At 73.0% G+C, this 12787-nt stretch carries 12 protein-coding genes; 4 read left to right on the top strand and 8 right to left on the bottom strand.

From position 1 onward, the window contains the following. Positions 1-39: 39 nt before the first annotated feature. Positions 40-1350 carry a M18 family aminopeptidase gene (locus tag ACFVHI_RS03645; protein ID WP_063348358.1) on the bottom strand — a complete coding sequence of 437 codons (1311 nt, stop codon included), beginning with the start codon at positions 1348-1350 and terminating at the stop codon, positions 40-42. Positions 1351-1797: 447 nt separating this feature from the next. Continuing rightward, positions 1798-3627: an acyl-CoA dehydrogenase gene (locus ACFVHI_RS03640; RefSeq protein ID WP_063348359.1), complete on the bottom strand. Its 1830-nt coding sequence runs from the start codon at positions 3625-3627 to the stop codon at positions 1798-1800. Between the two features lie 214 nt (positions 3628-3841). Between ACFVHI_RS03640 and ACFVHI_RS03635 the strand changes: the two genes are divergently transcribed. After that, positions 3842-4345 carry an SseB family protein gene (locus tag ACFVHI_RS03635; protein WP_063348360.1) on the top strand — a complete coding sequence of 168 codons (504 nt, stop codon included), beginning with the start codon at positions 3842-3844 and terminating at the stop codon, positions 4343-4345. A gap of 126 nt (positions 4346-4471) precedes the next feature. Then, positions 4472-5422 carry a pirin family protein gene (locus tag ACFVHI_RS03630; RefSeq protein ID WP_063348361.1) on the top strand — a complete coding sequence of 317 codons (951 nt, stop codon included), beginning with the start codon at positions 4472-4474 and terminating at the stop codon, positions 5420-5422. A 37-nt stretch (positions 5423-5459) separates the two neighbouring features. On the opposite strand, the gene ACFVHI_RS03625 is transcribed toward ACFVHI_RS03630, so the two are convergent. The 3 genes from ACFVHI_RS03625 to ACFVHI_RS03615 all read right to left on the bottom strand — a co-directional run bounded on the left by ACFVHI_RS03625 (position 5460) and on the right by ACFVHI_RS03615 (position 8120). Beyond that, entirely contained in the window at positions 5460-6281 is an 822-nt protein-coding gene (locus ACFVHI_RS03625) for a protein phosphatase 2C domain-containing protein (RefSeq protein WP_063348362.1), read from the bottom strand. A gap of 355 nt (positions 6282-6636) precedes the next feature. After that, entirely contained in the window at positions 6637-7257 is a 621-nt protein-coding gene (locus tag ACFVHI_RS03620; RefSeq protein WP_380335408.1) for a TIGR03086 family metal-binding protein, read from the bottom strand. Further along, the gene (locus ACFVHI_RS03615; protein ID WP_380335405.1) at positions 7254-8120 is read right to left on the bottom strand and encodes an alpha/beta hydrolase; all 867 of its coding nucleotides are present in this window, start codon (positions 8118-8120) and stop codon (positions 7254-7256) included. The genes ACFVHI_RS03620 and ACFVHI_RS03615 overlap by 4 nt, the downstream gene beginning before the upstream one ends. A 175-nt stretch (positions 8121-8295) precedes the next feature. On the opposite strand from ACFVHI_RS03615, the gene ACFVHI_RS03610 reads away from it, so the two are divergent. Next, entirely contained in the window at positions 8296-8937 is a 642-nt protein-coding gene (locus tag ACFVHI_RS03610; RefSeq protein ID WP_063348365.1) for a TetR/AcrR family transcriptional regulator, read from the top strand. A gap of 169 nt (positions 8938-9106) precedes the next feature. Here the strand turns inward: ACFVHI_RS03610 and ACFVHI_RS03605 are convergent, their stop codons facing one another. Both ACFVHI_RS03605 and ACFVHI_RS03600 read right to left on the bottom strand, forming a co-directional pair. Continuing rightward, complete coding sequence (locus tag ACFVHI_RS03605) at positions 9107-10426, bottom strand: amidase (RefSeq protein ID WP_380335402.1); 1320 nt, start codon at positions 10424-10426, stop codon at positions 9107-9109. Between the two features lie 30 nt (positions 10427-10456). Further along, entirely contained in the window at positions 10457-10687 is a 231-nt protein-coding gene (locus tag ACFVHI_RS03600) for a hypothetical protein (protein ID WP_063348366.1), read from the bottom strand. A 207-nt stretch (positions 10688-10894) separates the two neighbouring features. Here ACFVHI_RS03600 and ACFVHI_RS03595 point away from each other — a divergent pair, with 207 nt between their 5' ends. Continuing rightward, positions 10895-11908, top strand: a complete 1014-nt coding sequence (locus tag ACFVHI_RS03595) for an LAETG motif-containing sortase-dependent surface protein (protein WP_380335399.1) — start codon at positions 10895-10897, stop codon at positions 11906-11908. A gap of 55 nt (positions 11909-11963) precedes the next feature. On the opposite strand, the gene ACFVHI_RS03590 is transcribed toward ACFVHI_RS03595, so the two are convergent. Further along, positions 11964-12461 (bottom strand): hypothetical protein, encoded by a 498-nt coding sequence (locus ACFVHI_RS03590; protein WP_380335398.1) that lies wholly within the window; start codon positions 12459-12461, stop codon positions 11964-11966. Positions 12462-12787 lie beyond the last annotated feature (326 nt).

Genomic DNA, 12787 nt, shown 5'->3' with positions numbered 1-12787 from the left:
GCCGGGCCCCTTCGCCGTTGAGGGGGGATCAGCCCGGGATCAGCCCTCCAGGAACGCCTTGATCGCGCTGGCCAGCAGGTACGGGTCCTCGGCGCCGCACAGTTCGCGCGCCGAGTGCATGGACAGCGCCGCGATGCCGCAGTCCACCGTCTTGATGCCGAGGCGCGCCGCGGTGATCGGGCCGATGGTGGTGCCGCAGGGCATCGCGTTGTTGGACACGAAGGACTGCCACGGCACGCCGGCCTTCTCGCAGGCGGCCGCGAACACCGCCCGGCCGACGCCGTCGGTCGCGTAGCGGTTGTTGACGTTGACCTTGAGGATCGGCCCGCCGTTCGGCAGCGGGTGGTGGCCCGGCTCGTGCCGCTCGGCGTAGTTCGGGTGGACGGCGTGGCCCATGTCGGAGGAGAGGCAGATCGTCCCGGCGAGCGCCCGGGCGCGGTCCTCCGGGGTGCCGCCGCGCGCGTGGACGGTGCGGTCGAGGACGTTGCCGAGCAGCGGGCTCTGCGCGCCGGTGTCCGACTCGCTGCCGGTCTCCTCGTGGTCGAAGGCGGCCAGCACGGGGATGTACGGCAGGTCGGCGGCGCCCTCGGCGGAGGCGACGGCGGCCAGCGCGGCGGTGGCGGCGTGGACGGACAGCAGGTTGTCCAGGCGCGGGCCGGCCAGCAGCTCGCGGTCGCGGCCCAGGTAGGCGGCCGGCTGGACGTCGTGCGTCATCAGGTCCCAGCCCGCCACGTCGGCGGCGTCCACGCCGGCGCGCTCGGCGACGTAGGAGATCAGCGAGCCCTCGTCGACCGGGCCGAGGCCCCAGATCGGGGTGAGGTGGCGCTGCTTGTCGAGCTTCATGCCGTCGTTGACCTGGCGGTCCAGGTGGATCGCGAGCTGCGGCACCCGCAGCAGCGGCTCGTCCAGCTGGACGAGCCGCGAGCTGCCGTCCTTCAGCGCGAGGCGGCCGGAGAGCCCGAGGTCACGGTCCAGCCAGGTGTTCAGCGGGACGCCGCCGTAGATCTCCACGGCGACCTGGCGCCAGCCGGCCGAGCCGGTGTCCGGCACCGGCTTGACCCGCAGGTTCGGCGAGTCGGTGTGGGTACCGACCACCCGGAACGGGGTCTCGGGGCGGGCGCTCTCCGGCAGGTACCAGGCGATCAGGGCGCCGCCCCGGATCAGGTAACGGCCGCCGGCGGCGCCGTCCCAGACGTCGGTCTCGGCGACCTGCCGGAAGCCTGCCTTCTCCAGCCGCTCGGCGGCGCTCGCGACCGCGTGGTACGGGGACGGCGAGGTGCCGAGGAACGCGATCAGATCGTCGCTGTGCGTCCGGTCGAAGAATGCCTGGCGGGCGGCGGCGGTCGACATACTGCTCCTGAGTCGAGGGAGGGCTGAAGCCGGATGGGGAGTCGGCTTCGCACCTTGAGCATATGCCCGTACACGGACAGGGAATTCGGAACCTCCCAACGGATGCAGAACGAGGACACAACCGTGAAGTGACGCCGTGCCGAACTCCGTACACCCAGAGATCCGCCCCGGTCGCGGACGGTCATCGCCATGCCCGACACCGTGCCGCCGGCCCCGTGCAACAGGTGCGAAACGGGCGAACTCGGCGACGGGTGCGGGGCGGCGAACGGGCGGCGCGCGGGACCGCGAACGGACAGCGTGCAGGGCGGCGAACGGGCGGCAACGCCGAAGGGCCCGGCGGGAGCCGGGCCCTTCGGCGTGAGGGTGGTGTCAGACGGTCGGAGAGGTGTCACGCCCCTCGCGGCGCCCCTGGGGGCGCGGCGGCGGGTGACGGGTGGGGCGAGGGCCTCAGAAGGCCTCCTCCGCCAGGTCCATGATCTCGTTGTCGATGCCCTCGGCGATCAGCCGCTGCGGGGCGACGGTCGGCAGGACGTTCTTGGCGAAGAAGCGGGCCGCCGCGACCTTGCCCTGGTAGAACGGGACGTCCTTCTCCGAGGCGCCGGCCTCCAGCTTGGCCAGGGCCACCGCGGCCTGACGCAGCAGCAGCCAGCCGACGACGACGTCGCCGGAGACGAGCAGCAGGCGGGTGGTGTTGAGGCCCACCTTGTACATGTTCTTGACGTCCTGCTCGACCGAGGTGAGGTCGGCCAGCAGCTTGCCCACGATGGCGTCCAGGTCGCCGACGGCCTTGGCGAGCAGCTCGCGCTCGGCGGCCAGGGCGTCGCCGCCCTCGGCCGCGCCGAGGAACTTCTGGATCTGCTCGGACAGCGCGGTGAGCGCCTGGCCGCCGTCCTTGACGATCTTGCGGAAGAAGAAGTCCTGGCCCTGGATCGCGGTGGTGCCCTCGTAGAGGGTGTCGATCTTGGCGTCCCGGATGTACTGCTCGATCGGGTACTCCTGCAGGTAGCCGGAGCCACCGAAGGTCTGCAGGGACTGGGCGAGCTGCTCGTAGGACTTCTCGGAGCCGTAGCCCTTGACGATCGGCAGCAGCAGGTCGTTGAGGCGCTCGGCGGCCTCGTCGCGCTCGCCGCGCAGGCCGGCGGCCACCATGTCGTCCTGGACGGACGCGGTGAACAGGACCAGCGCGCGCATGCCCTCGGCGTAGGCCTTCTGGGTGAGCAGCGAGCGGCGCACGTCCGGGTGGTGGGTGATGGTGACGCGCGGGGCGGTCTTGTCCAGGAACTGCGAGATGTCGGCGCCCTGCACGCGCTCCTTGGCGTACTCCAGGGCGTTCAGGTAGCCGGTGGAGAGGGTGGCGATGGCCTTCGTGCCGACCATCATCCGGGCGAACTCGATGATCTTGAACATCTGGCGGATGCCGTCGACCTTCTCGCCGAGCAGCCAGCCCTTGGCCGGGTGCTTGGCACCGAAGGTCATCTCGCAGGTGTTCGAGGCCTTGAGGCCCATCTTGTGCTCGACGTTGGTGGCGTAGGCGCCGTTGCGCTCGCCCAGCTCGCCGGTCTCCCAGTCGAAGTCGAACTTGGGGACGATGTACAGGCCCAGGCCCTTGGTGCCGGGCTTGCCGCCCTCGGGGCGGGCCAGCACCAGGTGGATGATGTTCTCGGACATGTCGTGCTCGCCCGAGGTGATGAAGCGCTTCACACCCTCGATGTGCCAGGAGCCGTCCTCCTGCTTGATCGCCTTGGTGCGGCCGGCGCCCACGTCCGAGCCCGCGTCGGGCTCGGTGAGGACCATGGTGGCGCCCCAGAGGCGGTCGGTCATCCGCTGGGCGACCTTCTTCTGCTCCTCGGTGCCCTCGTCGTGGACGACGCCGGCGAAGGCGGGGCCGGAGGAGTACATCCAGATGGCCGGGTTGGAGCCCAGGACCTGCTCGGCGTAGGCCCAGATCAGGGAGGACGGGGTGACCTGGCCGCCGATCGCCTCCGGGATGCCCAGACGCCACCACTCGGCGTCCATGTAGGTCTGGTAGCTCTTCTTGAAGGTGGCCGGGACCGGCGCGGTGTTGGTCTCGGGGTCGAAGACCGGCGGGTTGCGGTCGCTGTCGACGAAGGACGCGGCGAGGTCGTTCTCGGCGAGGCGCGAGATCTCGCTCAGGATGTTCTTCGCGGTCTCGACGTCCATGTCCGCGAACGGTCCGGAGCCGTAGACCTGCTCGCGACCGAACACCTCGAAGAGGTTGAACTCCACGTCCCGCAGGTTGGACTTGTAGTGACCCATGGCCGTTTTCTCCGGTTCGTCGCTTCCGGGAGACCGCCGCGTTCGGGCGCCCCGTACCCACCAGTACGCATCATGATGCTACCCAGCGGTAACTTGGGCAAGCCCCTGGCGGTGAATCCGCTATGAACGTGGTCACGTCCCACAAGGCGGGACGACCAGTCCTTGTCAGGATCGACGCCCGCACGGGCGGGTGCGCTCCCGATAGCCTGTCCGTGTGTACGGATATGACCAGAACGCATACCCGGGCGACCCCTACCAGCAGCAGGCGGGTCCGCAGCCGGGCATGAACGGCATGCCCGGCCCCGACGCCTACGGCGCGCAGTCGCAGGCGTCCCAGCAGTCCCTCTACCCCGAGCCCTCCCCGCCGTCACTGGCGGACGCCGTCCGGGCGTTCACCACGGGCTCGATGGCGGTCGAGGACTTCCAGGCCATCTTCATCACCTCGAAGGTGCACTGCCCTCGCGGCGAGCGGCCCGGCTTCCTGGCGCTGCACAACACGCCGACGCCGGTGATCCCGATGTTCAGCTCGCTGAAGGAGCTGCGCCGCTACGCCGGCAAGGACTCCAAGCACTTCACCGTCACCGGCGCCGAGGTCCTGGACCTGCTGCCGACCGGCTACGGCTTCGCGCTGGACATGGAGGGCGAGCACCGGATGGTGTTCGACGCCAAGGCGGTCGAGCAGATGGTCGACTTCACCATGCGCCGCATGTACGGCTGACCCATCCTGGAGGAGGAGCCCCGCGCTCCTTCGTCACCATATGGTTCAACTTTCAACTTGCTTGTTGTTGAGAATTGAACTAACCTCGTGGACGTAGGCCAGAGGAACCCCCCGAAGGAGGCCGACATGCCCGCCGTGACCGTCGACAACCCGCTGACCCTGCCGCGCGTCGCCACCCCCGACCCCGCCGCCACCAGCGCCCGGCCGGTCCTCACCATCGCGACCGCACCCGAGGGCTTCGAAGGCGAGGGCTTCCCCGTCCGCCGCGCCTTCGCCAAGATCAACACCAAGCACCTCGACCCGTTCATCATGATGGACCAGATGGGCGAGGTGGAGTACGCCGCCGGCGAGCCCAAGGGCACGCCCTGGCACCCGCACCGCGGCTTCGAGACGGTCACCTACCTGATCGACGGCGAGTTCATCCACAAGGACTCTCACGGCGGCGGCGGCCATCTCGGCGGCGGCGACACCCAGTGGATGACGGCCGGCTCGGGCATCCTGCACATCGAGACGCCGCCGGAGTCGCTGGTGGCCACCGGCGGCCTGTTCCACGGCATCCAGCTGTGGGTCAACCTCCCGGCCTCCGACAAGATGGCCGCCCCGCGCTACCAGGACATCCACGGCGGCCACGTCAAGCTGCTCTCCACCCCGGACGGCGGCGCGATCCTGCGGCTCATCGCGGGCGAGCTGGACGGCCACCGGGGCCCGGGCGTCACCCACACCCCGATAACCCTGCTGCACGCCAGCATCACCCCGGGCGCGCAGGTCACCCTGCCGTGGCGGCCGGACTTCAACGCGCTCGCCTACGTCCTCAACGGCGACGGCACCGTCGGCGCCGAGGGCCGCCCGATCCACACCGGGCAGGCGGCCGTGTTCGGCGAGGGCGACACCATCACCATCACCGCCGACACCAAGCAGGACTCCCGCCACCCCAACCTGGACGTGATCCTGCTCGGCGGGCAGCCGATCCGCGAACCGGTCGCCTGGTACGGGCCGTTCGTGATGAACAGCCACCGCGAACTGGAGCAGGCCATGCGGGACTTCCAGTCCGGCCGGTTCGGCCACCCGATCGACTGACGGCACCACCCCGGGCGCCTCGGCCGTCCTCCGCGCGCTACAGGAGCGCGTAGACGGCCGAGGCGTCGTCGTGCGCCTTGCCGCGTGGCCAGCGCTCGCAGGCGGCGTCCGCCCGCTCGACCTCGCGGACCTGCGCGATCAGTTCACCCGGACCGGACTCGGCGAGCAGCCGCAGCGCGTCCGCCCAACTCCCCAGCCCGAAGCGTTCGGTGAAGCGCGAGGCGCCGTCGGTGAGCGCGGCCAGCGCGTGCAGCCGCTCCAGCCGGACGAAGCCGGTCTCGGCGTGCCCGGCCGCCTTCGGGCTGGCCGCGGCGATCCACGGACCGTTGCCCCGGTTGCGGGCGGACCGGACGGCCAGCGCGTACTCCAGGTGCAGCGCGGCCCGCTCGGCCGAGCCGGGGACGGTCGCCCAGACCTGCCGGCGCAGTTCCTCCCCGCCGGGGAAGCGCTGGTTGTCCCCGATCACCTTCGGCGGGCCGTCTTTGTACTCCAGCACCAGCAGCGAGTCGCCGAGCACCAGGTACTCCAGCGACTCGCCGTGCCGGCGGGCAGCCACCACCATCGCCGCGGGGGTGTTGGGGTGGCCCAGGTCGCAGCGGCCGCCGTGCAGCGCGGCCGTCTCCACGATGGCGTCGGCCAGGCATTCGGCGATCGAGCGGTCCACCCGGTCGGTGAGCCGGGCGAGCAGGTGCACGCCCAACCGGCGGACGTACCAGGCGGTTCCGTGCCGGCACCCGGACTCCAGGCCGGTCGGCGAACTCGCACCGTCCAGCAGTACCAGCGCCTCCGGCGAGGCCGCCGCGAAGTCCTCGCTCTCGCGGTCCGGCCGCCGTGCTTCCCCTGCGAGCTGTAGCTGCATCCCGACAGTGTGGCCGCCGCCCCCGGCCCGCGCCCAGACCCCTGCGCCGGTGTGGCGCGGGCCGGTCGCCGCCGCCCGGTGGCAGCCGGGGCAATCCGGTCATACCGTCGAATAACGACCGGACAATTCGGCCAATCAGGGCCTGTCAGGTTTGGGATCACCTTCGGGTGTCCGGGCGGCCCGGGACTGACGAGGAGCAGGAGATGTTCTGGGAGTTCATCGTGCTAGTGGCCGCCTCGACCGGCTTTCCGACCGCCGCGCTGCTCTTCCTGATCGGCGGGCCTCGCTTCCCCGACGAACAGCGCGGCGGCCGGCACGCCTAGCTCTCCGAACCGGGCTATCCGGGCCCGCGTTCCTAGGCCTTCCAGGCCGGGTCCCGCCCGAGCAGGGCCAGCGCGCGGTCGAACCGGCCGCCCGCCGTGCCCGCTTCGCGGCGCGGGGCGAACGCCTTGCCTGGCACCCGGTTCTCCGGTGCGGCCGGGACGGCCTCGGCGACCGCCAGCAGGGTCGCCGCCAGCTCCTCGTCGCCGTCCACGACGGCGGTGAACGGGGCCTGGACGCCGAGCGCGGCCGCGACGTCCCAGCCGTGCACCAGGGTGTCGAGCAGGTGGAAGCCGACCGCGTGCGCCAGCGGGAAGGGGCCGCCGTGCTGGATCTCCGGCAGCCAGACGTCGCGCCCGGCCGCCGCGGCCTCGCGGAACGCCGCGGTGAGCTCGGCGCCCGTGCGGCGGAAGGCGCCCGCCGGGTCGTCGCCGACCGGGGCGTCGGCCCAGAGCGCGAGGTCGGGCCCGGCGCCGCGGGCGGCCGCGGCGAAGCCCTGGTGCTGGCCGACGATGTGCCCCATCAGCCGGCGCAGCGTCCAGCCCGCGCACGGGCTCGGCAGCTCCAGCTGGTCGGGCCGCAGGCCGTCCACCACTTCGGCGGCCAACTCCAGCGATCGGGCGTGCAGTTCGACGAGTTCTCCGGCACGGCTCATGCGGCGCTGACCTCCTGACCGGCCGACAGGAAGCCGATCGCGTTGTCGATGACGGTGGGCTCGGCGACGATCCGGCGGTGGCCGAGCCCTCGGGTGACCAGTAGCTCCAGCCGGTCACCGTACGCGGCTTTCAGGCGCCGCGCGTGCGATATTCCGACCACGTCGTCGCCCTCGTCGTGCGCCACCAGGATCGGCAGCGGCACCTCCTCGGGCCGGTGCGCGGCGTCGAAGCGCCGCCACGGGTCCTCGGTGCCGGCGAACAGCTCGTGCTCGATCCGGTGCCGCAGGTCCCGCTCGATCACCGGGCCGAGGCCGAGCCCGGCGCAGAACGCGCCCGGCAGGTAGGCGAATTCGCTGACCCCTGCGAGGGCGACCAGCCGCCCGGCCCGGACCCCCTCGCGCAGCGCCAGGAACGCCCCGGCCACGCCCAGCGAGTGCGCCACGATCGCCTCGAACCCGCCGTAGCCGTCCTGGAGTTGCCCGGCGATGGCGCGGTACTCCAGCACCGTGGTGGCCCGGCCGCCGGAGTCGCCGTGGCCCGGCGCGTCGAAGGCGACCGGGCTCAGCCCGAGCGCGCGCAGCCGGGGCACGTAGGGGGCGAAGCGCGAGGCGCGGGAGCGCCAGCCGTGCATCAGCAGCACCGGCCGGGCGCCGTCGCCCCAGCGGTAGACGACGACCTCCTTGCCGTTCACGGTGATCCGCTCGACGGCGGCCTGCCGGTGGGTCTCCCGCTCGGCGGGGCGGACGGCGCTGCGCCGCAGCGGACGCTGGAACAGCTCGTACGCGGCGCGGCCGGCCAGCCGGGGCGCCAGGTGCGAGGTGGTGTTGAGGGCGGTGCGAACCAGTGCGAGGGCCGGGTCCATGCGGTCTCCCTGTCGGTGCGGACGGGCGTGCCGGGGTGCGGGGGCCGTGCTGGGTCCGGATATTAGCACGACCGTTCGTACAGTTTTATGGACAGGAAGTCCGCCGCCCACCCCCGGGCTACCCTGGCGGCACGCACCGCGACGGCGACGGCGACGACGAGAACTGAGGTGGCCGATGGCCGGATCGACCACGGACGGACGGGTCCTGCGCGGCGAGGAGACCCGCCGGGCCGTGCTGCACCGCGCCGTCACGATCGCCTCCGTCGAAGGCCTCGGCGCACTCTCCATCGGTCGCCTCGCCACCGACCTCGGGCTCAGCAAGAGCGGCGTGTTCGCCGGCTTCGGCTCCAAGGAGGAGCTCCAACTCGCCACCGTCCGCGCCGCCCGCCGCATCTTCGCCGACGCCGTCGTCGCCCCGGTCGCCGACACCCCGCCCGGCCTCGCCCGGGCCCGCGCCCTCTGCGAGAGCTGGCTCGCCTACTCCCGGGCCCGGATCTTCCCCGGCGGCTGCTTCTTCTACGAGGTCACCGCCGAGTTCGACGCCCGCCCCGGCGCCGTCCGGGACGCCCTCGCCGACTGCGCCCGCGAGTGGCGCCAGGTGATCGCCGACGCCCTCGCCGAGGCCCGCGCCACCGGCGGCCTGCGGCCCGACACCGACCTCGACGACCTCGCCTTCGCCCTGATCGCCCTCCTGGAGACGGCCAACTCCCAGGCCGTGCTGCACGACGAGGACATCCCCTACCAGCGGGCCGCCCGCCTCCTGCTGCGCCTGCTGCGCGCCGAGGCCACCGACCCGGCCGACCCGGCGCTCGCCTAGGGGCTCTCTTTCGGATCACGTCGGATCAGCGCGCGGCGTCGGAGTGCGTGCATCGCAAGGCGGAGGAGGGAGTCCATGCGGAGTATCGGCGACCGACGACAACGCGGCGAGGTGCGTGCTCCGGCGTCGCGCGCCCGGCGTGATCCGAAAGAGAGCCCCTAGGTCGCTTCTAGGCTTCTCGGCCCAGCGCCCCTTCCAAAAAAGCCGCCTGGGCCAGCAGCCGCTCGTCGCCGCCCGCCGTGCCGACCACCTGGAGGCCCAGCGGCAGCCCCTCCGCCGTCCGCCCGGCCGGCAGGCTCAGCGCGGGCAGGCCCAGGTAGCTCCACGGCAGCGACATCACCGGGTCCCCGGTGCTGTGCAGGCCCTCCGGCGCCCCGCCGGTCGCCGACGGCGCCAGCCACAGGTCCACCCCGGCCTCGACGATCGCCCGGGCGACCCGCTCGCGCAACCGCTCCCGGGCCTGGAGCGCGGCCGCCCGGTCCTCGGCCGCGACGCCCTGGCCGACCCGGATGCTGGCCGCCGTCTCCGGCCGGTACAGGCCGCCGAACCGGGCGAACCAGTCGGCGTGGCCGCGGGCCAGCTCGAAGCGGTTGATCGTCTGCAATTGCCGGGTGATCCCGGCGAAGTCCGGGAACAGCGGCACCCGGCGCACCGTCAGGCCGGTCTGCGCCAGGCGCTCCAGGCTCTCCTCGAAGGCGCGCAGCGCCGCCGGCTCGGCCCGCTCCAGGTACGCCCCGTCCGGGACCCCGAGCACCGGCCGGCCCCCGGCCCCGGCTGCCGCCTCGCCCCGCCAGTCGTCGCAGAGCAGTGCGGCCGCCAGGGCCGCCCCGGCCAGGTCGGCCGTGAACACCCCCAGGGTGTCGAAGCTCGGCGCGTTCGGGATCACCCCGGCCATCGGGATCCGCCCGTACGTGGGCCGAAAGCCCACCACCCCGCAGTACGCGGCCGGCCGGATCACCGACCCGACCGTCTGGGTGCCGACCGCCAGCGGCACCAGCCCCGCCGCGACCGCCGCCGCCGACCCGCTGCTGGAGCCGCCCGGGGTGTGCCCGGGATGGTGCGGGTTGCGGGTCGGTCCTGGCGCGCTCGCCGCGAACTCGGCGGTCACCGTCTTGCCGGCGACCAGCGCCCCGGCCGCCCGCAGCCGGTCCACCACCACGGCCTGCGGCCCCGCCAGGACTCCAGGCGGCAGCGCCGAACCGCCGTGCGTGGGCAGCCCGTCCACGTGCACGATGTCCTTGACCCCCACCGCCACCCCGTACAGCGGCGGCCGCCCGGCCGATTCGGGGTGCCGCGCGGCCAGCGCCCGCGCCTGCGCGCGCAGCCGGTCGTGCCGCCCCGGCTCCGGGACGAACGCGTGGATCAGCGGGTCCACCCGCTCGACCAGCGCGCAGAACCGGTCGACGTGCTCGGACAGGTCCGGTACGCCGGACCGCAGCCCGGCGGCCTCACGGGTCAACGACCGCGGCCGGGCGAGGGGTTGCTCCATGCCGATCACGGTAGACCACCCGTGGACGCACTACTGGTGTTCGGCCGACAGGTACGGCGTCTCGCGCAGGTAGTACGCCCCGCAGGTGTGGCAGCACAGCTCCGGCGTCTTGCCCCAGTCCACGGGCTCCCGCACCTGCGCGTCCGGGTCGAGCTCCCGGCCGCACATCGCCACACTCTCCATCCCCCGGACCATGTGCCACAACCGCACCCCGCCGGTCGCACCCCCGGCCCCGTACTCGGCTCGCATCTGGTGCTTCATGCGGCCATCGTCAGGCCCCCCGGCCACCCCGGCAACCGGTGGCCGAACGGGCGCCTGGGCAGTATCGATCACTTAGCGCCAAATCTGATCGAAACAAGCCACTCGCAACCGGTAGGGTTCGCGGGCGCGACCCGCGCCGACGGCCCTGCCGGAGGCCTCAAGTCGCCCGAAATCGACCCCATTTACCCCAATCTGGAGCTTCTCAACGTGCGCTCTTCTCGCCTTCTGGCCGCCTCCGCGCTGATGGCGCTCTCCTTCGGCACCACGGTCGGCGCCGTCAGCGCGAGTGCGGTCGGAGTCCCCTCCTCTCCGCCCCCCACCTCCACCACGGCCACCCCGAGCGCCCCGGCGCCGAGCACCCCGGCCCCGAGCACCACCCCGAGCGCCCCGGCGCCGACCACTTCGGCGCCCACCACCCCGGCCCCGACCACCCCGGCGCCCACCGGCAAGCCCACGAACCTGCCGACCCCGCCGATGCCGACGCCCAGCGGCGGACCCTGCCGCGGCGGCCTGCACCAGGACCTCAAGGTCACCGGCACCGGCCTCGCGAAGACCACCCTGGTCAAGGGCGGCGCGGCGCAGGAGGCCACGGTGACCTTCGAGAACACGGGCCCGGTCGACCTCAAGAAGGTCGACGCCGACTTCTTCTTCACCGACGTGAGCGAGGTGGAGCCGGTGATCAACCCGATCACCTGGGGCAAGGAGTCGTTCACCATCCAGGTCAAGCTGCCCGGTGGGGACTGGAAGACCCCCGCCGCGAGCAGCATCAAGGGCGACAACATGTCCTACCTCCAGGTGGACCTCGGCGAGTACAAGATCGCCAAGGGGCAGAAGATCACCTTCCAGGTGCGTCTCGCGGCCACCGACAAGGCCGTGACCGCCCGCTACTTCGCCCAGCTGAGCGGCTACTCCGAGCAGTTCGAGGCCAAGGACGTGCCGGGCGCCCCCGCCACCGACAGCTGCCTCCGGTACGACGGCAGCTACCGGGTCGACGACCTGTTCAAGGTGACCGACGCGTCGGCCGCCACGCCGACTGCCGGCACCCCTGCGGCCGCCGGCCACGGTTCGGCCTCCGCCTCGCCGTCGGCGGGCCCGCACCTGGCCGAGACCGGTGCCGACTCCAACACCCTGCCGATCGCCCTCGGCGGCGCCGCCGTCCTGGCGGCCGGCGCCGGCACCGTGTTCGTCCTGCGCCGCCGCAAGGCCGGCGCGCACAGCTGACGCCCCGCCGAATGAACCCGAGGGGCGTGGACAACCGTTCACGCCCCTCGTCGGTCTACCCTCCGGAGCGCGAACCCCGACCCCACTGCTGGAACCCTCCGATGCGTTCCGCCCGTCTTCCCGCCGCCTGCGCCCTGCTCGCGCTCACCGTCGGCCCGGCCGCCCTCGATACGGCCCCGGCGTTCGCCGCCGACGCCACGCCGATCACGACGCCGACCGCCACCGCGACGGCCGAGACCCCGTCCGGCAGCCCCAGCCCCACCGCCAAGTCCTCGGAAACGCCGTCCGCCACGGCCACCCCCTCGGCCACCCCGACCGCCACCGGCTCGCCCTGGCCGTACGACCGTCCGGAGGGCCCGATGGCCTCGCCGATGCCGGTCACCGGCAGCAGCGACACCCCGGGAGAACTCACGGTCACCTTCGACAACGTCAGCACCACGACGGTAATGGAGCTCGCCACCACCGTCACGCTCACCGGCAGCGGCAGCGGCAGCCTCGCCGTCGAACTGCGCGCCCCCGGCGGCAGCTGGAAGCCCCTCACTGTCTCCGGCATCCCCACCGACACCGGCACCTACCAGCTCGCCCAGGGCCAGAAGCTCACCCTCCGGCTGCGGGCCGCCGCCGGAGCCCCGCTCGGCGACCACCGGCTCACCTTCACCGGCAAGTCCGAGGTGCTCCCGATCGGCTCCGCGCCGGCGAAGAAGTACAACTGCCCCCAGCTCGCCGGCAGCTACACCGGCACCATGAGCGTCGGCGACCGGACCGCCACCCCCCGCCCCACCCCCCCCCCCCCCCCCCCCCCCCCCCCCCCCCCCCCCCCCCCCCCCGGGCCCCCCCCCCCCCCCCCCCCCCCCCCCCGCCCCCCCCCCCCCCCCCGCG

The sequence above is a fragment of the Kitasatospora sp. NPDC127121 genome, assembly GCF_042677305.1.
Classification (GTDB): Bacteria; Actinomycetota; Actinomycetes; order Streptomycetales; family Streptomycetaceae; genus Kitasatospora.
This window is presented reverse-complemented; position numbering and strand designations above follow the sequence as displayed.